General features: G+C 65.5%; 15 protein-coding genes. 8 read left to right on the top strand and 7 right to left on the bottom strand.

All coding sequences use genetic code 11. The features are described 5' to 3' along the window. Positions 1 to 20 precede the first annotated feature (20 nt). From SMCB_RS04210 to SMCB_RS04200, 3 genes are read left to right on the top strand one after another with little or no spacing between them, the layout of a single operon-like run. Positions 21 to 1,487: an FAD-binding oxidoreductase gene (locus SMCB_RS04210; RefSeq protein ID WP_045535309.1), complete on the top strand. Its 1,467-nt coding sequence runs from the start codon at positions 21 to 23 to the stop codon at positions 1,485 to 1,487. Then, complete coding sequence (locus SMCB_RS04205) at positions 1,484 to 2,314, top strand: thymidylate synthase (RefSeq protein ID WP_045535307.1); 831 nt, start codon at positions 1,484 to 1,486, stop codon at positions 2,312 to 2,314. The genes SMCB_RS04210 and SMCB_RS04205 overlap by 4 nt, the downstream gene beginning before the upstream one ends. A 25-nt stretch (positions 2,315 to 2,339) precedes the next feature. After that, positions 2,340 to 3,236: a DMT family transporter gene (locus tag SMCB_RS04200; RefSeq protein WP_045535305.1), complete on the top strand. Its 897-nt coding sequence runs from the start codon at positions 2,340 to 2,342 to the stop codon at positions 3,234 to 3,236. A 7-nt stretch (positions 3,237 to 3,243) separates the two neighbouring features. Here SMCB_RS04200 and SMCB_RS04195 read toward each other — a convergent pair whose 3' ends face one another. The 3 genes from SMCB_RS04195 to SMCB_RS04185 are packed head-to-tail and all read right to left on the bottom strand — an operon-like array spanning position 3,244 to position 6,331. After that, entirely contained in the window at positions 3,244 to 4,734 is a 1,491-nt protein-coding gene (locus SMCB_RS04195; protein WP_045535303.1) for a tripartite tricarboxylate transporter permease, read from the bottom strand. A 36-nt stretch (positions 4,735 to 4,770) separates the two neighbouring features. After that, positions 4,771 to 5,319 (bottom strand): tripartite tricarboxylate transporter TctB family protein, encoded by a 549-nt coding sequence (locus tag SMCB_RS04190; RefSeq protein ID WP_420834898.1) that lies wholly within the window; start codon positions 5,317 to 5,319, stop codon positions 4,771 to 4,773. 46 nt (positions 5,320 to 5,365) lie between these two features. Beyond that, positions 5,366 to 6,331, bottom strand: a complete 966-nt coding sequence (locus SMCB_RS04185; RefSeq protein ID WP_045535301.1) for a tripartite tricarboxylate transporter substrate binding protein — start codon at positions 6,329 to 6,331, stop codon at positions 5,366 to 5,368. Positions 6,332 to 6,505: 174 nt separating this feature from the next. Between SMCB_RS04185 and SMCB_RS04180 the strand changes: the two genes are divergently transcribed. Further along, positions 6,506 to 7,201 carry a response regulator transcription factor gene (locus SMCB_RS04180; protein WP_045535299.1) on the top strand — a complete coding sequence of 232 codons (696 nt, stop codon included), beginning with the start codon at positions 6,506 to 6,508 and terminating at the stop codon, positions 7,199 to 7,201. Then, positions 7,198 to 8,649: a sensor histidine kinase gene (locus tag SMCB_RS04175; RefSeq protein WP_045535297.1), complete on the top strand. Its 1,452-nt coding sequence runs from the start codon at positions 7,198 to 7,200 to the stop codon at positions 8,647 to 8,649. Before SMCB_RS04180 ends, SMCB_RS04175 begins: the two co-directional genes overlap by 4 nt. Here the strand turns inward: SMCB_RS04175 and SMCB_RS04170 are convergent. Together SMCB_RS04170 and dcd are read right to left on the bottom strand one after the other, a co-directional pair. After that, positions 8,631 to 9,002: a cupin domain-containing protein gene (locus SMCB_RS04170; protein ID WP_045535291.1), complete on the bottom strand. Its 372-nt coding sequence runs from the start codon at positions 9,000 to 9,002 to the stop codon at positions 8,631 to 8,633. The genes SMCB_RS04175 and SMCB_RS04170 overlap by 19 nt on opposite strands. Positions 9,003 to 9,022: 20 nt before the next feature. After that, on the bottom strand, positions 9,023 to 9,589 hold the full coding sequence (dcd, locus tag SMCB_RS04165; protein WP_045535289.1) for a dCTP deaminase: 567 nt from the start codon (positions 9,587 to 9,589) through the stop codon (positions 9,023 to 9,025). A gap of 141 nt (positions 9,590 to 9,730) precedes the next feature. On the opposite strand from dcd, the gene SMCB_RS04160 reads away from it, so the two are divergent. Further along, on the top strand, positions 9,731 to 10,162 hold the full coding sequence (locus SMCB_RS04160) for a DUF4395 family protein (protein ID WP_045535287.1): 432 nt from the start codon (positions 9,731 to 9,733) through the stop codon (positions 10,160 to 10,162). A 37-nt stretch (positions 10,163 to 10,199) separates the two neighbouring features. Here SMCB_RS04160 and dinG read toward each other — a convergent pair whose 3' ends face one another. Further along, a complete protein-coding gene (gene dinG / locus SMCB_RS04155) occupies positions 10,200 to 12,488 on the bottom strand; it encodes an ATP-dependent DNA helicase DinG (RefSeq protein WP_045535286.1) in 2,289 nt (762 codons plus the stop codon). Between the two features lie 211 nt (positions 12,489 to 12,699). Between dinG and SMCB_RS04150 the strand changes: the two genes are divergently transcribed. Next, positions 12,700 to 15,594 (top strand): putative bifunctional diguanylate cyclase/phosphodiesterase, encoded by a 2,895-nt coding sequence (locus tag SMCB_RS04150; RefSeq protein WP_231851245.1) that lies wholly within the window; start codon positions 12,700 to 12,702, stop codon positions 15,592 to 15,594. A 6-nt stretch (positions 15,595 to 15,600) separates the two neighbouring features. Here SMCB_RS04150 and SMCB_RS04145 read toward each other — a convergent pair whose 3' ends face one another. Beyond that, entirely contained in the window at positions 15,601 to 16,323 is a 723-nt protein-coding gene (locus tag SMCB_RS04145) for an N-acyl amino acid synthase FeeM domain-containing protein (RefSeq protein ID WP_144400270.1), read from the bottom strand. A gap of 516 nt (positions 16,324 to 16,839) precedes the next feature. On the opposite strand from SMCB_RS04145, the gene rpoD reads away from it, so the two are divergent. Next, positions 16,840 to 19,254: an RNA polymerase sigma factor RpoD gene (gene rpoD, locus SMCB_RS04140; RefSeq protein ID WP_045535282.1), complete on the top strand. Its 2,415-nt coding sequence runs from the start codon at positions 16,840 to 16,842 to the stop codon at positions 19,252 to 19,254.

Raw genomic sequence — 19,254 nt, 5'->3', positions numbered from 1 at the left:
GCGACCCGCCCCTGCACCCCATGAGCGGCCCCACCCCCGACCCCTTGCTCGAGGCCCTGCGCGCCTGCGTCGGCGCCGCCCACGTGCTGGCCCCCGACGCGCCAGCAGCCGAACTCGAGCCCTTCGAGCGCGACTGGCGCGGCCGCCAGCGCGGGCGCGCGCGCGCCGTGGTGCGCCCGGGCAGCACGGCGCAAGTGGCGGCCGTGGTGCGCGCCTGCGCCGCCGCCGGGGCCCCGATCGTGCCCCAAGGCGGCAACACCGGGCTGGTGCTGGGCGGCGTGCCCGACCCCAGCGGCACCGAGGTGCTGCTGTGCACCCGGCGCCTGAACCGCATCCGCGCCCTCGATGTGGCCAACCACAGCCTCACGCTCGAGGCCGGCTGCGTGCTGCAAACGGCGCAGCAGGCCGCAGCCGAGGCCGGCCTGTGGCTGCCGCTGAGCCTGGCTTCGGAGGGCAGCTGCACCATCGGCGGCAATCTGGCCACCAACGCCGGCGGCACCCAGGTGCTGCGCTTTGGCAACGCACGCGACCTATGCCTGGGGCTCGAGGTGGTGTGCCCCGATGGCGCCATCTGGCACGGGCTGAGCGGCCTGCGCAAAGACAACACCGGCTACGACCTGCGCCACCTCTACATCGGCAGCGAAGGCACGCTAGGCATCATCACCGCCGCCACGCTCAAGCTGCAGCCGCAACCGGCGGCCCAAGGCTGCGCCTGGGTGGGCGTGCCCTCGCTGCCCGCTGCGCTGGAGCTGCTGGCGCTGGCGCAGCGCACGCTGGGTCCGGGCTTGAGCGGCTTTGAGCTCATGGGCCAACTGGCGCTGCAACTGGTGGCGCAGCACCTGCCCGCGCTGCGCCCGCCGCTGTGGCCCGATTGGCCCTACTGCGTGCTGATCGAGCTGAGCGAAAGCGCGGACTCTGAAACGCAGATGCAGGCCCGCTTGCAGTCCTTGCTGCAAAGCGCGCTGCAGCAGGGTTGCGCTGGCGATGCCGTGCTGGCCGAATCGCTGGCGCAGGCGCAGCGGCTCTGGCACGTGCGCGAGAGCATCCCGCTGGCGCAAGCGCAAGAAGGGCTCAACGCCAAGCACGACATCAGCCTGCCGATCTCGCGCATTCCGGCCTTTTGCGCCGAGGCCGAGGCCCTGCTGGCGCAAGCCCTTCCGGGTGCGCGCCTGGTCAACTTCGGCCACCTGGGCGACGGCAACCTGCACTACAACGTGCAGTGCCCTGCCGGGGCCGACGCCGCCGCCTTTTTGCGCCAGCACGAGGCACACATCAACGCGCTGGTGTTCGATTGCGTGCAGCGCCACGGCGGCTCGATCAGCGCCGAGCACGGCATCGGCACCTTGCGCGCCGCCACCCTGCCGCGCTACAAAGACGTGCAAGCGCTGACCCTGATGCGCCAGATCAAGCAGGCGCTGGACCCACAGGGCTTGCTCAACCCCGGGCGGGTGCTGGCGCGGCCCTTGCCGGATAATCCCCCCCCATGAGCCCGCGCCCCATCCGCACCCCCTACGAAGACCTGCTGCGCCACGTCATGCAACACGGCGTGGCCAAGGGCGACCGCACCGGCACCGGCACGCGCAGCGTGTTTGGGCACCAGCTGCGTTTCGATTTGAGCGAAGGCCTGCCCGTGGTCACCACCAAAAAGGTGTACCTCAAGGCCGTGATCGTCGAGCTGCTGTGGTTTTTGCAGGGCGGGCGCAACGTGCGCTGGCTGCAAGAGCGCGGCTGCACCATCTGGGACGAATGGGCCGGCCCCGACGGCGACCTCGGGCCGGTTTACGGCGTGCAGTGGCGCAGCTGGCCCACCCCCGAGGGCGGCCAGATCGACCAGATCGCCGAGCTCGTGCAGCAGCTCAAAAGCAACCCCGACAGCCGCCGCCTGCTGGTCAGCGCCTGGAACGTGGCCGCGCTGCCGCAGATGGCGCTCATGCCCTGCCACGTGCTGTTTCAGTTTTACGTGGCTCCGGCCACGGCGCAGGGGCGCCCGCGCCTGAGCTGCCAGCTCTACCAGCGCAGCGCCGATCTGTTCCTCGGCGTGCCCTTCAACCTCGCCAGCTACGCGCTGCTCACGCACATGCTGGCGCAGCAGTGCGACTTCGAGCCCGGCGACTTCATCTGGTGCGGCGGCGACTGCCACATTTACGACAACCACCTCGAGCAGGTGCAGCTGCAACTCAGCCGCCCGGCCTACCCTTTCCCGCGCTTGCAGCTCAAGCGCCGCCCGCCTTCGATCTTCGACTACGAGCTGGCCGATTTCGAACTGCTCGACTACCAGCACCACCCAGCCATCAAGGCGCCGGTCGCGGTCTAAGCCCTTAAGCACCTAAACCGCCCCCATGCTCAGCCGCCAGCAATTGGTCGGGCTGGTCGCGCTCACGCTGATGTGGGGCGTCAACTGGCCGATGATGAAGCTCTCGCTGCAAGAGCTCACGCCGCTGTATTTCCGTGCCTTCACCATGACCGGCGGCACGCTCTGGCTGGCGGTGTTTTTTTATCTGCGCGGCGTGCGCATGGTGCCCTACGGCGCGTCGGAGTGGCGCAGCATCGTCACCTTGGGCCTGCCCAATCTGCTCGGCTGGCACACGCTGTCGATCTTTGGCGTGCAGGCGCTGGCCAGCGGGCGCGCCGCCATTTTGGGCTTTACCATGCCGGTCTGGACGGTGCTGCTGGGCGCGCTGTTCTTTGGCCAGCGCCTGACGCGGCGCAGCGTGGCGGCGGCGCTGGCGGTGCTGCTGGCCGTGTCCTTGCTGCTGGCCGACGAATGGGGCAATCTCGCCGGCAGCCCCTTTGGCGTTGTGGTCATGCTCGGGGCGGCGATCTGCTGGGCCATCGGCACGCTGATGATGCGCCGCGCCCAGCTCACGCTGCCGGTCGAGGCGCTCACCGTCTGGATGATGGCGCTCACCAGCGTCTGCATGTGGCTGATGGCGGCGGCCAGCGAACCGTGGCCGCAGTTCCAGTTCAGCGTGCCGATGTGGATCAGCCTGGCCTACGGCGTGGTGTTCAACTATGGCTTTGCCCAGATCATCTGGTTTTCGCTCGCGCGCCACCTGCCGCCGGCCACCAGCGCCATGAGCGTGATGCTCGTGCCCCTGATCGGCACCGCCAGCGCCACCCTGATCATGAACGAATGGCCGCGCTGGCAAGACGGTGTGGCGGTGCTCTGCGTCATGGTGGCGATTGCGGCGGTGCTGCTGCCGCCGGGCAGCCTGCGCCGGGCTTGGCCGCGCTAAACCCGCCTCAAGCGCGCCGCCGCCAAGCCAGCCAGCGCGGCGTGATCAGCACCAACAACACGATCAGCAGCAGCCCGAGCGACAGCGGGCGCTCGATGAACACCGACCAGTTGCCCTCGCCTATCGAGAGCGCGTTGCGCAGTTGCGCCTCGGCCAGCGGGCCCAGTATCAGGCCGACGATCACGGGCGCAATCGGAAAATCAAAACGCCGCATCAACACCCCCAGCATGCCCACGGCGAACATCAGGAACAGGTCGAAAGCGCTCTGGCGCATGCCATAGACCCCGACCGTGGCAAACACCATGATGCCGGCGTAGAGCATGGGCTTGGGCACCAGCAGCAGCTTGACCCAAAGCCGGATCAGGGGCAGGTTGAGCAGCAGCAGCATCACGTTGCCGATGTAGAGCGAGGCGATCAGCGCCCACACCAGCGCCTCCGAGGTCTGGAACAGCTGCGGCCCCGGGTTGAGCCCGTAGTTTTGCAGCGCCGTCAGCAGCACCGCCGTGGTCACCGAAGTGGGTATGCCCAGGGCCAGCAGGGGCACTAGGGTGCCGGTGGCGGCGGCATTGTTGGCGGCCTCGGGGCCTGCCACCCCCTCGATCGCCCCGGTGCTGCCAAACTCGGCCCGGTGCTGGGGCGCCACCAGCTTGCGCTCCGTGGCGTAGCTGAGGAAGGTGGGGATTTCGGTGCCCCCGGCCGGTATGGTGCCAAAGGGAAACCCCATGCCCGCCCCGCGCAACCAAGCCGGCCACGAGCGCTTCCATTCGCTGCGGTTCATGCGCACCCGCGTCAGGCGGTTCATGGTGCTGACGGTGCGGCCTTCGTACATGGCGTTGTAGATCGCCTCGGCCACCGCAAACAAACCCACCGCCACCAGCACCACCTCGATGCCGTCCATGAACTCGAGCACGCCGCCGGTGTAGCGCACCTGCCCGGTGATCTGATCCATGCCCACCAGCCCCAGCGCCAGCCCAAGGAACAAGGCCGTCAGGCCGCGCAGCGCGCTTTTGCCCAGCACCGTGCTCACCGTGACGAAAGCCAGCAGCATCAAGGCAAAATACTCGGGCGGGCCGAGTTGCACCGCCCAATCCGCCACCGCGGGCGCGAACAAGGTCAGCAGCACGATGGCGATGGAGCCGGCGACGAAGGAACCAATCGCCGAAGTGGCCAAGGCCGCGCCGGCGCGCCCGCTCTTGGCCATTTTGAAGCCTTCCAGAGCCGTCACCATGGTGCCGGTCTCGCCCGGGGTGTTGAGCAAGATCGAGGTCGTCGAGCCGCCGTACATGGCCCCGAGGTAGATGCCCACGAAAAAAATCAGCGAGGCGGTGGGCTCCACCTGGGCCGTGATGGGCAGCAGCATCGCCACCGTCACGGCCGGCCCCAGACCCGGCAAAACGCCGATGGCGGTGCCCAGCGCGGTGCCCAGAAACGCCCACATCAGGTTGATCGGGGTCGCGGCGGTGGCAAAGCCGCCCATCAGTTGCTCGAAAATTTCCATGATCCTGAACCGCCTTGGGCGGCCCTAAAGGGGGCCTTAGATCCAGCCGGTTGCGGTCAGGCTGGGCAAGTTGACGGCCAGCAGTTGGGCAAAAAGCCAGTACACCGGGGCCGCCAGCAGCAAGCCGATGGCCGCATCGCGCAACAGCCCCATCCAGCCGCCACCCGGTTTGCCTTCAGCGATGCGCAGACCGCGCACGGCCAGCGTGAAGCACAGGGCGCAACTGAGCACAAACCCGATGTGCTCGATCAGCGATGCGTTGGCCAGCACCCCGGCCGAGACCCACGCCCAAGCGTGCCAGTCGGCGCGAGGCGCGCCCGAGGCTTCGTCCAGATCCTGAAAACCGCCCGTGAGGGCTTGGCGCAACAACAAGCCGCCGCACACCAGCAGGGCCGCTGCCACCACCCAAGGCAGAAAATTGGGCCCGATGCCCGCATACCCCGCCTCGGAGGGGATCTGCGTCGCGCCGTAAGCCAGTAGCGCCGCCACCCCCAGCACCCCGAGCGAGAGCAGCACCTGCAGCACCACCGAGTGCGATGAATGCGCGGGCTGGGTGGGGGGCGACGAAGGCGACGGGCGTTCCATGGCGTTCATGCTGGCGTTTGTGCTGGCGTTTGTGCGTCCGGGCGGTTCAGATCATGCCCGACATGACCATGACCGCACGCAGGCGCGCAAAATCGCGCTCCACGAACTCGTCGAAGGCTGGCCCGGTGAGCAGGGCCGGCGTCCAGCCATTTTGTTGCAAGGCCGTGCGCCAAGCCTGGCTTTGGGTGGCGCGCACCACCCGTTCGGTCAGGGCGGCCCGTTGCGCCGGTGTGATGCCCGCCGCGCCATAGACGCCGCGCCAGTTGCCGATCACCACGTCGATGCCCTGCTCACGCAAGGTCGGAATGTTGTGCCCGGGCAAGCGCTGCTCCGAGGTGACGCCGATGGCGCGCATGCGCCCGGCCTGGATGTGCGGCAAAAACTCGCTCAGGCCACTGCCGCCGATGGTCACATTGCCCCCCAAAATGGCCGCCACGGCCTCACCGCCGCCACGAAACGGCACGTAGTTGATGCGCGCGGCGTCAACCCCCGAAGCGCGGGCGATCAGGGCTGCCGCCACGTGCTCGGTCGCCCCGCGCGAACCCCCGCCCCATTTCACGCTGCCCGGGTCGCGCCGCAGCTGCTCGACCACGTCGCGCATGGTGCGCAGTGGCGAGTCGGCGGGCAGCACGAACACGTTGAACTCGGTCGTCAGGCGGGCGATCGGCGTGATCTGGGTGATGCTCACCGGCGGGCGGCCGGTGATGATGCCACCGAGCATCACGGCCCCCATCACCAGCAGGGCATCGGGGTCGCCGCGGCGCGCGTTGTAAAACTGGGCCAGTCCGATCGTTCCAGCGGCGCCGCCGCGGTTTTCAAAAGTCACAGACTGCGCCTGCCCGGCGTCCTGCAGGGCTTGGCCTAGGGATCGGCCCGTCAGATCCCAGCCACCCCCTGGGTTGGCGGGAATCATCATGCGCAGCGCAGACTGCGCCCACGCCGTCAGCGGCAAGCCGGTGGCGCTGGCTGCAGCCAGTGCCGTCAGGGATTTGAGAAAGGTGTCGCGGCGCATGGCAAGTCTCCGGTGGTTTTGGAATGCCTCGATGATCGGCCTGCAGGCTGTCAATGCGCTGTCAAGACCATCGGTACTTACCCTGAATCCCCTGCTTTTGCATGGATTTGCATGGCGTGGCAAAACCATGCCGACCCCCGAGCGCCAGCGAGACGGCGATAATCCCTTGACACCATGAAGCTGCTGCTGATCGAAGACAACCCCGCCATGCAAGCCAGCTTGCAGCGCTCGTTGCAGCGGCGCGGCATTGCGGTGGCCTTGTGCGGCGACGGCCGCCTGGCCTTGGACGCTTGGGCCGCCAGCGCCCCCGATGTGGTGCTGCTCGACCTGACCCTGCCCGGACTCGACGGCTTGCAGGTGCTGCAAAAGGCGCGTCAAAACGGCTTTGCGGCCCCGGTGATCATCCTCACCGCCCGCGGCACCGTGGGCGACCGGGTGCTCGGCCTCAAGACCGGGGCCGACGACTACCTGCCCAAGCCCTTTGACCTCGACGAACTCGAAGCCCGAATTTACGCCCTGCACCGACGCAGCCAGAGCAGCGCCACAAACTCTGGCAGCGCGCCCGACGCCGGCGCACGGCCCGCATTTTGCGGGCTGCGCGCCGACCCCGACAGCAGCGCGGTGTACTTTGAGGGCCGCGCGCTCGATCTGGCACCGCGCGAACTGGCGTTGCTGCGCGCCCTGCTCGAACGCCCGGGGCGCGCTATCGCCAAAGAGCAATTGCTGGAGCGGGTGTTTCCCCACGCCGATGAAGTCCTGCCCGATGCGGTCGAGGTGGTGGTGTACAGACTGCGCAAAAAAATCGCCCACCTCGGCGTCGAACTGGTGACCTTGCGCGGCCTAGGCTATCTGCTCAAGGCGCAAGAATGAAATCACCCCCACGCTCGCTGCGCAACCAGTTGATGCTGGGCATTTTGTTGCCGGTGGTGGCTTTTCTGGTGCTCAACGCCTACGTGCTGTACCAACAGGCCCTGAATGCGGCCGACACCGCCTACGACCGCACCCTGCTGGCCAGCGCCAAAGCCATCGGCGAACAGCTCGAAGTGGTGCCCGATGCGCTGCACGGCCACCGGCTGTTGGGTTCGCTCACCTACGCGGCGCTGGAGGCCTTTGAGGCCGACAACCGCAGCCGCCTGTACTACCGCGTCACCGGATTTTCGGGCGAAATGGTAGCGGGCTTTGCCGACCTGCCGCCTTGGCGCGGCACGCTGCCCACCAACACCCTGTACGCCGCGCTGGTGCACTTTTACGACGACCACTACCAAGGCGAACCGGTGCGCGTGGCGGTGTTGTTGCAACCGGTGGCCGGGGTGTACGGGCTGGGCATGGCCACCATCCAAGTGGCCGAAACGCTGGAGCTGCGCCAAACCCTGGCGCGCCAGATTTTGCTCGACACCCTCTGGCGCCAAAGCCTGTTGATCGCCCTGATCGGTCTGGTGGTGTTCGTGGTGGTGCAGCGCGCCACGCTGCCGGTGCGCCGGCTCAGCGCCGCCTTGGCGGCACGGCCGGAAAACGACCTCAGCCCACTCGACAGCGCCGCCGCCCCAACCGAACTGCAACCTCTGCTGCAAGCCACCAACCAGCACATGGCGCGCTTGAGCGATCTGCTGCAACACCAAAAGCGCTTCGTGCGCGACACCTCGCACCAGATCAAGACGCCGCTGGCGGTGTTGCGCACGCAGTTGCAATCGGCCCTGCGCGGTGACGTCGATACCCATCTGGCGCTGCGCGAGATGATGCAGACCGTCGATGGCGCCACCGAGATGGCCAACCAGATGCTGGCGCTGGCCAAGATCGAACAGCTGCGCATCCAAGCCGACGTGCCGGTGGTGGCGTGGGCCGAGGCGCTGCGCGCGGTGGCGCTCGACGTGGCCGCGCTGGTGGCCGACAAGCAGCTCGATTTCGAATTGCAGCTCGATCCCACCGCCTCTACGCTGCGTGTGCGCGCGCACGAGTGGTCGCTCAAAGAACTGGCGCGCAACCTGCTGCACAACGCCATCCGCCACTCACCGCCAGGGGGCTCACTGCGCATCGAACTGCAGGCCGGGCCGGAGCCCAGCTCGGCCCAGCTGACGATCGACGACAGCGGCGGCGGCCTGCCGCAGAATCTGCTCGACAACCCCTTTAGGCCCTTTCACACTGCGGTGCACGCCCCGCATGGCTCGGGCCTCGGTTTGGCCATTTGTCACGGCATCGTGCAAACGCTGGGCGGGCAGATCGAGCTGCAAAACCGGCTCGACGAACACGGCCGCTGCGTCGGGCTGCGCGCCAGCGTGCGGCTGCCCTTGGCCGAGCCGCGCTACTCCACGATCACATAAACCTTGAGCACCGCCTCGAGCACCTGAAACGAACCGGTGAAGCCGGGCGGGATGTGTATGGTTTGCCCGGGGCCGGCCTCGACGTGGCTGCCGTCGTCGCGCCGGATGCGACAGCGCCCCTCGAGCACCGTAAACACCTCGCGCTCGGTCGGGCCGAAAGCGATCGCCCATTCACCCACCTCGCAGCGCCACAGCCCAGTGCTGAAGGTGCGCGCGCCTTGCAGCGGTGCATCGAGCAAATCCCAAGTCTGGCGCAGCGGCAGGCCCGCAATGCGCCGGTCGCGGCGCGGGCGCGAAAGCTCGGGCTCGCCGCTGGGCAGTGGGCCGAATCTGAACAGATCGTGCTCGGACATGGTGCTTCCCGCAAACCCGCTCAGGCGCGCGGCAGCGTCACCCCGTGCTGGCCTTGGTACTTGCCGCCGCGGTCTTTGTACGACACCTCGCACACCTCGTCGCTCTCGAAAAACAGCACCTGCGCGCAGCCTTCGCCGGCGTAGATCTTGGCCGGCAGCGGCGTGGTGTTGGAAAACTCCAGCGTCACGAAGCCCTCCCACTCGGGCTCAAAGGGCGTGACGTTGACGATGATGCCGCAGCGCGCGTAGGTGCTCTTGCCCAAGCAGATGGTGAGCACGTTGCGCGGAATGCGGAAATACTCCAGCGTGCGCGCCAGCGCAAAACTGTTGGGCGGGATGATGCACGAATCGCCCTCGAAATCGACAAAGCTCTTGGCGTCGAAGTTTTTCGGGTCCACCACCGTGCTGTGGATGTTGGTAAAGACCTTGAACTCGCGCGCGCAGCGGATGTCGTAGCCGTAGCTGCTGGTGCCGTAGCTGATGATTTTTTTGCCGTCGGCTTGGCGCACTTGCCCCGGCTCGAAGGGCTCGATCATGCCCTGCTGTTCGGCCATGCGGCGGATCCACTTGTCGCTCTTGATGCTCATTGCTGCACTCCGTTTGCAGCGATTGTAGGGCTGCCGCAGCGCCCAAACCGGTCGCACAAACCGGTCGCCAACACCAGCCGCTGTGCACGACTGGCCAGAACCCGCTACAATACCCCCATCCGTTTCTTAAAGGAGTATTCCATGCTGCGTTTCGACGTCCCCCAAGTCTGGTCCAACGTGATCCGCCTCGAAGCCTTCCTCACCTTTGCCGTCGCCGCGCTGGCGTTGGCGTTCAATTTCGCTTGGCTGATGGCGCTGCTGGTCGCCTTGGGCTTGGTGCGCGGCTTCTTCGGCCACCACCGCTGCCCCTCGCACCACCTCTGGAAAGCGCTGATGCTGCGCGCCAACTGCGCCGGCAAGCTCGAAGACGCTGGGGCCAAAATGTTTGCCAACAAAATCTTGTTCATCGCCAGCAGCGTGTCGCTGGCGCTGTTCCTCTCGGGCAGCGCGCTGTGGATGGTGCCGGCGGGCATGCTGGTGGTGTTCGCCACGCTGGAATGGGCGTTTTCGTTCTGCGCCGCCTGCTGGGTCTATGGCGCTTGGTATCGGCGTTTTCCGCCGGCGAGCGCTTAAAGCCCTCCCGCCCCGTGCGCTGGGGCAAGCGCCCGGGTTAGCGCTCGGCCGGCTCTGGCAGCGGCTGAAGCGGCGCGCGCACGATGCGCTCAAAGCCCGGCAGGCCCGCCAGCAGCTGGCGCCCGTAGCTGCTTTGGTGCAAGCGCCGGTCGTAGCACACCACGTGCGCTTGGTCGTCTTCGGTGCGGATGGCACGCCCCACCCACTGCGCCAGTCGGATCGCCGCCGCGGGCAGCACCAGCTCTTGAAACGGGTCGCGCCCAGCAGCGCGCAGCCACTCGGCCCGCGCTTGGCCCACCGGGTCGTCGGGCGGGGCAAAGGGCAGTTTGGTGATGAACAAGTCCTCGCACAGCCGGCCCGGCAAATCCAGGCCCTCGCCAAAAGACTGCATGCCAAAAATGATCGACGGCTGCCCAGCCGCCACGCGCTCGGCGTGCAAGCGCAGCAGGCGCTGGCGTGGCAGCTCGTTTTGCACCAGCACCCGCGCGCGCAGGGCCGTCGGCAGGGCCTCGCAAGCCAGCCGCATCTGCAGGCGCGAGGTAAACAGCACCAGCGCCCCGTGGCGCACTGCGGCCAGATCTTGCAACAGGCTGCACACCAGCTCGGCGTTGAAGGCGCTGGCCTCTTTGGGGTCGGCGCGGGTGCCGCCCAGCACCAGTCGCCCCTGGCGGCTGAAGTCGAAGGGGCTGGGCACTTCGAGCGTGCAAGCGTCTGGGTCGTGCTCCAGCCCAGACTCGCGCAAAAAATAATCAAAACGCCCGCCGCTGCTCAAGGTCGCCGACGTCAGCACGGCGGCGCGCACCGAGCCCCACAGGTGCTGGCGCAAGGTGCTGCCGGGCAGGGTCGGGCTGGCGTGCGCCATCAGCGCCGCATCGGCCCCCGCAGACTGCACGCTGAACCATTTGGCGACCGGTTCGTCCCCTAGGCTGGGCTGCTGCAAAAACAAGCGCGCAGTCTCGTGCGCGGCCTCGAGGCGCGGCGTCAGGCTGCCCAACTGGGCGTACAGAGTCGCCAGCTGACGCGACTGCTGCGGCTGATCGCGCATTTCGGCGCGCAACGCCTTGGCCAGCAGCCGCAACGAGTCGATGAAAGCCCCCGAACTGCGCTGCAGCGCCTCCAAGGTCTGCAGCAACGCAGCGGGGGTTTGGCCTTGGCTGAGCCGGGCCACGCGCTCGGGTGTAAAGCCAGCCGGCACCGCCCCCAAAGCCGCCGCAGCGGCAGGGCGAGTCGCTGCATGGGCGCCCAGCAGGCCAAAGCCAGCAGACTCCCGCGGCGCCGCGCTCAACTCGGGGCCATGCTGCTGCACCACCCAGCGCGCCAGCTCTTGCATGGCTTGGCGCAGCGCCGCCGCTTGTTCGTGCACGCCGGCCAGTTCTGCCAGCCCCAATGTGGCGCCGGCGCGCATGGCGCGCTGCGCCAAGCGCTCGATCCAGCCCAAGCGGCTCAAGTCCATGCGGCTGGCAAACTGCTCCAAGGCCACCGCCGGCAGGTGGTGCGCCTCGTCGATCACCAGCAGGCAGTTGTCCAGATCGGGCAAGGTGCGCGAGCCCAAGGTGCTGAGCAACAAGTCGTGGTTGACCACGATCACCTGCGCCCCCACCAACTCCTTGCGCTGCTCGAAATAGCTGCACTGGCCATAGACCGGACAATGGCGCGCCGCACACGAACTGGCTTGCACCGCCACCGACTGCCACAGCAGGCCTGCAGGGGGCTGGCTCAAGTCATCGAAGTCGCCGCTCCAGCGACCGCTGGCCAAATCGGCTTGCAGGGCCAGCAAGGTGTCCACGTCGCTGCTGCCCCCGGGCTGGGGTGGCTGCGCCTCGAGAAACCAATCGTCCTCGTGCAAATCCTCGTCGGCGGCGGCGTCATTGCCCCGCGCAGCCCCCAAGCCAGCCAAGCGGCGCTCCAGCTTGAGCTTGCACACGTAGCGGCCGCGGCCCTTGGCCAAGGCGTAGCGTATGGGCTGTTCGAACTGCGCCACCAGGGCCGGCAAGTCTTTGTGCACCAGTTGCTCTTGCAAGGCCACGGTGGCGGTGCTGATGAGCACGCGCGTGTTGCGCTCGAGCGCCAGCGCCAGCGCCGGCGCGCAGTAGGCGAGCGATTTGCCCACCCCGGTGCCGGCTTGGATGACGGCCAAGGCCCGCTGCGGCTCCACCCCGGGCAAAGCCTGCGAGGCCTCCAACGGCCCCAGATCGGCTTGACTGAAGGTCTGCGCCACTTGTTCGGCCATCAGGCGCTGCCCCGGCCGCGGCCGCAGCCGCTGGTCGCGCTGCAACAGCCGGTCGTAGCAGGCCAGCGCCTGCTGCGCCAGTTCGGGTTTATCCATAAGCAGCAGAGTGTGGCACAAGCGCAAAATGTACAGAAAGCGCTGAATTTGGCCTCATAATCCGGCTCAGCGTCAAAAGGGAGCCAACAGCACATCGGGTCAGTCCCAGTTTATGCCCCCACTTTCACCCTTGTCTGCAGCTTGGTCATCCCGCCTCAACCATGGCTTGGACCGTTCGCTGCTGGCGCTCTCAGTGGTTTGGCTTCCCGTTTTGTTTGGTCTGCTGACCCTGTGGGCGCTCTGGAGCTGGAACAGCCATTACGCCCATGGCCAAGGCACCGTCCTGCAGTTTCGGGTGCTGCACGATGCGCAGGGTGCGTGGCAAGCCTCCGATGCCTTGCAACGGCTGACGCAAGCGGCACCGGAGCCGGTGCAGCAACAAGACAGCAACTTGCATGAGACGCCTTTTTGGCTGCTGCTGCAACCCCTGGATGCACCCCCCCCGTCTGCACGCATCGAGTTCCCCTCACGCCACGCCTACAGTCTGGCTTGTTGGGATGCCCGCACCCTGAACCTAGTGGCCAGCGGCTCGCGCTCCGAACCGCTGCAGGGAACCATGCAGCTGGCCCGGGCCGGCTTTGCCTTCGACCCCGCTGGCGCCAGCTCTTTGTTGTGCCGAACCGCACTGGTCGGCCCGGGCCGCATCGTGGCCTTGCAGTGGGATGCCACCGAACTGCACTTGCGCGAATTGCAATTTCACCGTGGCTCGGGCTTGCTCGACGGCGGTATTCTGGTGCTGGCGCTCTTTACCCTGATCGCTGGCCTGATCAACCGCAACCGCACCTACGTCCTGTTTGCGGCCTGGCTGGTGGTGAACTTGCGCATGGCCGCGCTCTCGATGGGCTGGGATCAGCAGTGGCTGGGGCACACCATCCCCTACGAATGGCTGCAAACCATGCGGCCGTTGACGCTGGCACTTTACTACGTGGTGACCTTTACCCTGTTTGTGTCGCTGATGCGGGATGAATTGGCGCAAATTGGTCATGCCTACCTGAGCACCGCCATCAAATGGAGCTGCTTGCCCTTGCTTTTGTTGGCCGTCGGCCTGCCTTACGCGCAATTTCTGCCCATCATTTGGGTGTGCTCTGGCTTGAGCTTGCTGGCTTTGCTTTTTCTTCTTGCCAAAATCTTTCTGCGCAACCACTCCAGAGTAGCGGCCTGGTATGCCGCCGCGATATCGGTTGTGCTGCTTGCGAGCTTGCTAGAAGTTGCAGCTGCAGCACTGGGCCTCAAGGGACTTCTGTGGGCATTCAACAGCGTGACTGCCGCGCTGGCCTCCAGCCTGCTGGCCTCCCTGGCGATCGCCGAGCAAATTCGCTTGGCCCAGCAACAACGGCTGGCGGCGCAGGCTGAGCTGCAACACACCTACGAGGTGCTGCCGATCGGCCTGTTCACACTCGACCTGCAGGGCCGATTGAGCAGCGCCAACCCGGCCCTGCAACACATGCTGGGCGCGACCGAAGACGGCTTGCGCGCACAAACCTGGCCACAACGCTTTGGCCCCGCCCACTGGAACGCCCTGCTGGAGCAGACGCGCAGCCATGGCACCGCCGAGCTCGAGTTGTTGCACCAGACCGAGCCTGAGCCGGCGCGCCGCTTTCAGGTGCGCGCTGCTTTGGCTGGGGACAAAATCGAATGCACGCTGCAAGACATCACCGAAAAGGCCCAGGCCACCGAACACCTAAGGTTTTTGGCGCACCACGATACCTTGACCAAGGTGCTGAACCGGCGCGGCATCGAGCAAGTTTTGAATGCTGGCCTTACCGACTTGGCTCGCGGCCAACCGCTGGCTGTGGCCTACTTGGACTTGGACCGCTTCAAACTCATCAACGACCTCTACGGCCACACCGCCGGCGATGCGGTGTTGCACGCCGTTTGCCAGCGTGCTCAAAACCCCTTGAGCCAGGGCATGCACCTGGGTCGAGTCGGTGGCGACGAGTTTTTGATCGTCATGCCGCACACCCCGCTGGCGCAGGCCGAGGCTGTGTGCAGGGAAGTCCTGAGCCAAATCGGCGGCAGCGCCTTTCAGGTCGGGGAGCGTGCCTTCCAAGTGCGCGGCTCCATCGGCTTGATCGAAGTCGCCACGGGGAGCTTAGCCAAAGACGTGATCGCCACCGCCGACCACGCCTGTCGCATGGCCAAAAAGGGGCAGGGCAATACTTTAATGATGTTTGAACACTGCTCGGGCATCTTTAGCGACCACGAAGCGCAGTTGCACTTGGTCGAACAACTGGCCAACCAGCAGACGGTCGATGGGCTGTATTTGGAAATGCAACCGATCATGTCCTTGCGCACGCCGCATGGATCGCACAACTTTGAAGTCTTGCTGCGCATGCACGATGAACACGATCAACAGGTACCGACCGAGCGCCTGATTCAGGCCGCCGAGATTGCCGGCCGCATGGGCGTGATCGACCGCTGGGTGCTGGCCCAGACCCTGACTTGGCTGGAACAGCACCAACAGACCTTGGCGCAAAACCGCTTCGTTTGCGTCAATTTGAGCGGGGCTTCGCTCAACGACGAGCGCTTCATCGACGACGTGTTTGCCATGTTCGAGCGCCACCGCGGTGTGGCGCATCGGATCTGCCTAGAGATCACCGAAAGCGTGGCCTTGCACGATATGGACAACACGCACCGCTTCATCGACCGGGTGCGCGCTGCCGGCGCCAAGGTGGCGCTGGACGACTTCGGGGCCGGCTACACCTCGTTTTCTTACCTGAAGGAACTACCGGCCGACTTGCTCAAGATCGACGGCAGCTTCATCGTCAACATGAACCGCCACCCGGCCAATGTGGCGATCGTCGAAGCCATTGTCAGCTTGGCGCAAAACCTGGGCATGAAAACCATCGCCGAGTGGGCCGAAGACTTTGAAACCGTGGAAACGCTGGCCGAAATCGGGGTCGATTACGTGCAAGGTTACGTGGTCGCCCGGCCCCAGACGCCAAAGGCGATCTTAGAAGCCCAGTCGGCAGCTGATTTCATCACCGATGACCGGCTGAAGGCCTACCTCAGCACCCTCGCTTCCAGCGAACTCGATCATGTCGATCTGGTGCTCGGCACCGATCCGCCCGCAGCGGCGTTGCCACGTTCCAGCGGACCCCGCTGACGCGCCTTATGCGATTGCTTGCTGATGCAGGTCGGGGTGCTCGGTATAAAACATGAACTCACTCCAAGCGTGCCCGGCATCCTCCCAGCGCTGGCGCACGTTTTGCACATCCAGATACATGACCCGGTGTGGAAGATCAAATACGTGTGACAGGGGGATATAGCCCAGATGCGGGTACACATCCTGGAACAGCATGCGCTCGTACTGGCGATCCAACGGAGCGCGGGCCGTGATGACCATGTAGCGGATTCCAGCCTGCAGGCAATACAGGTAGTAGGCCTTGAACAAGGCCGCTTTAACCAGCCTCGCTGTGCCGTCTAGGCTTACGCCCAAGCGCGTGGCTTCGGCCAGCGGCAAGCCCTGCATCCACTGCGGCAGTTGCACCGATTGCTCCAGCGCCAGCGGCTGCGCCTGGTTGGTCTGAATGCGCATGGTGCCCATGGGCGCGCCGTCGAGCTTGGATTCGGCCAGCAGCAGCACCACCCCATCGGCCCTGTCCAGCGCTTCGGGCTCGAGCAACGAGGCTGTCAAGGCCTCTGGCAAATGGCGGGCGTAGGCACTGTGCCGAACTTCCAGCACCTTGGCCATATCCTGCGCACCGCTGGCCAATCGCAACGTGAATGGCCAGTATTCGGTTCGTTTGAATGAGCCGACGTTGGCCTTGGCAACCAGCCTTGGTTGCATGGCAACATGGGTACTGACGCCTGCGGCATCGCTGATTGTCATCATGTCATGAGCTCCAGCATTTGCAGGTGCACCATGCGGCCTGCATGGTTTTCACTGTATGCCTGCTGCGCCACAACATGAGTCAGAAAACGACTGAACCTGAAGTCAGAAAATCCCTGACAAGCCGGATTCAAGCGCATGCCTGTAGACCTGCACAAGCAAAGGTGATCAGACCGGGCGTTGCTCGGTTCGACCACCTGCCAAGGCCAAAATCGCAACAAAAATTGCGCGAAAATTGCGCGAAAGTTTCTGAATCAGTATAATGTCCGGCTTACACAAGTGCGACAGCAGCACCTCCGAACCGGCCAACGCCCTCGCACGGGCAACAAGGGCTCCACGCTCTCGGCCACTGGAAATCCAGCCTTCGCAAGGACTGCACCCCAAATGTTCGCCCCCTCAACTTGTGCCGCACGCCCTGCCCTGTGGTTGGGTGTGTGTTTTCCTTGACCCCCGTTGGCCCAACGCTCGTCGGCGGGTCGTGAACCTCCGACATCCCAATCAACGCCCGGGGTTTAGCCCGTGCAGAAAGCGCCGTTTGTGAGCTCCAAAAAACCGACCGCAAAAGCCCAAACTGAAGCCCGCACCACAGAGCCCCACTCCGCGCTGCCCTCGGTTCATGCGGTAGACGCCAGCCTGGAGCCTGTGGCTTCAGCGAAAGCGCCCGTTGCAAGCAAAAAACCGGCGCGCGCACCCAAGGCCGACGTGGCAACCCCAGCCCCTGTCGCCGCCGCCGCAACCGCCGCCTCAACCGCCGCCGCAACCGCCGCCGCAACCGCCAAGGCCCCCGCCCTGCCCGCCACCGCAGCGGCTGCACCCGTGGCGGCACCAGCGGTCAAGCGCAGCCGCAAGCCTAAAGCCACGGCGCTGCCCGAGGCCATTCCGGCCGCGCCGCCGATCCGCGACGAAGTCGATCTGATCGACCTCGAAGAAGAGTTCAGCGCCGATCCCGATGCCGCGCTCGCGGCTGACGGCACCGCCGATGCGGGTGAGGCGTCCGAGACGGTCGAAAAGGCCAAGCCCTTGCGCATGAAAATCAGCAAGGCCAAAGAGCGCGCCCTGATGAAAGAGTTCGGGCTCGACGACACCATCCTGACCGAAGAAGAAGCCAAGGCCCGGCGCGACCACCTCAAGGCCCTGATCAAGCTCGGCAAGACGCGCGGCTACCTGACGCACGGCGAAATCAACGACCACCTGCCCGACAAGCTGGCCGAGGCCGAAACGCTCGAAGTCGTGGTGTCGCTGCTCAACGACATGGGCGTGGCGGTCTATGAGCAAACGCCCGACGCCGAAACGCTGCTGCTGTCCAACGCCGGCCCGACTTCGGCCACCGAAGAAGAAGCCGAAGAAGAAGCCGAGGCCGCGCTCTCCACGGTGGACAGCGAGTTTGGCCGCACCACCGACCCGGTGCGCATGTACATGCGCGAAATGGGCACGGTCGAACTGCTCACGCGCGAGGGCGAGATCGAAATCGCCAAGCGCATCGAAGGCGGCCTCAACGAGATGATGGCCGCGATCTCGCAGTCGCCCGCCACCATCAACGAAATCCTGAACATGGCCGAGGAAGTTCGCGCCGGTGCGGTGGTGATCTCGACCTTTGTCGATGGCTTTTCCGACGCCGACGAGGCCGACGACTACGTGGCCGAAGAAGACTTCGACGACTACGACGAAGCCAGCGACGACGACGGCAAAGGCGGCTCCAAGGCGGTGTCGCGCAAAATGGAAGAGCTCAAGCGCGAGGCCTTGGCGCGCTTCGATGCCTTGCGCGAGTTGTTCGAGCAGCTGCACTCCAGCTACGACCAGCACGGCTACGCCAGCCCGGCTTATCAGCAGGCGCAAGCGCAATTAACCGCCAAGCTGATGACCATCCGCTTCACCGCCAAAGCGATCGAAAAGCTGTGCGACACGGTGCGCCAGCAAGTCGAGTCGGTGCGCAAGAAAGAGCGCGAACTGCGCCGCATCATCGTGGACAAATGCCGCATGCCACAAGACAAGTTTGTGGCCGACTTCCCGCCCAACCTGCTCAACCGCCAGTGGGTCGAAAAGCAGGCCGCTGCCGGCAAGCCGTGGAGCGCCAGCATGGGGCGCCACATTCCGCCGATCCAGGAACTGCAGCAGCAGCTCATCGACCTGCAGACCAGCGTGGTGGTGCCGCTGGAGCAGCTCAAAGCCATCCACAAGCGCATGAACGACGGCGAGCGCATGTCGCGCAACGCCAAAAAAGAGATGATCGAGGCCAACCTGCGCTTGGTCATCAGCATCGCCAAAAAATACACCAACCGCGGCCTGCAGTTCCTCGACCTGATCCAAGAGGGCAACATCGGCCTGATGAAGGCGGTGGACAAGTTCGAATACCGGCGCGGCTACAAGTTTTCCACCTACGCCACTTGGTGGATCCGGCAAGCGATCACGCGCTCGATCGCCGATCAGGCGCGCACCATCCGCATCCCGGTGCACATGATCGAGACCATCAACAAGATGAACCGCCTCAGCCGCCAGCACCTGCAGGAGCACGGCTTCGAGCCCGACGCCTCGATGCTGGCCGAGAAGATGGAAATCCCCGAGGAAAAAATCCGCAAGATCATGAAGATCGCCAAAGAGCCGATCAGCATGGAAACCCCGATCGGCGACGACGACGATTCGCACTTGGGCGACTTCATCGAAGACAGCGCCAACACCGCGCCGATCGACGCCGCCATGCAAGCCGGCTTGCGCGAAGTGGTCAAAGAAATCCTCGACTCCCTGACCCCGCGCGAGGCCAAGGTGCTGCGCATGCGCTACGGCATCGAGATGTCCACCGACCACACGCTCGAAGAAGTGGGCAAGCAGTTCGACGTCACGCGCGAGCGCATCCGCCAGATCGAAAACAAGGCGGTGCGCAAACTCAAGCACCCCAGCCGCTCCGACAAGCTGCGCAGCTTCATGGACACGCTCTAA

Source organism: Serpentinimonas maccroryi, assembly GCF_000828915.1.
Lineage (GTDB): Bacteria > Pseudomonadota > Gammaproteobacteria > Burkholderiales > Burkholderiaceae_C > Serpentinimonas > Serpentinimonas maccroryi.
This window is presented reverse-complemented; position numbering and strand designations above follow the sequence as displayed.